This window comes from Parvimonas sp. D2 (assembly GCF_035282635.1).
Classification (GTDB): domain Bacteria; phylum Bacillota; class Clostridia; order Tissierellales; family Peptoniphilaceae; genus Parvimonas.
On sequence record NZ_JAYKBO010000044.1, the window covers coordinates 1 to 272 of the forward strand.

The 272-nt window shown below is 65.4% G+C and carries 1 protein-coding gene; it reads right to left on the reverse strand.

Annotated features, from left to right (window positions below):
* Positions 1–225: hypothetical protein (locus VJI77_RS07515; protein ID WP_323988974.1), on the reverse strand; the 225-nt coding region annotated here is incomplete at its 3' end.
* Between the last annotated feature and the right edge of the window lie 47 nt (positions 226–272).

Consider the following 272-nt stretch of genomic DNA (forward strand, 5'->3'; position numbering starts at 1 on the left):
CGTGCCCAGATAGGCCGAGGTATCGTCCACCACGTCTTGGATCACCCGCGCGGTCACCATCGCGCCGCCGAAGCTCGCCCGACTGGTGATCGCGTTGCGGCGCAGGCGCGTCCAGCCCGAGAGGAAGAAATAGATGACGAGGATGGCGAAGAACATCTCCACCAGCGCCGACGGCGCCGAAGTGGCGAACAGGTCGATCAGCGACCGCGGCGGCGTGGCCGCCATCACTTCGGGCTACTTCATCGGCGCCGAGGCAAAGTTCATCACCGTCT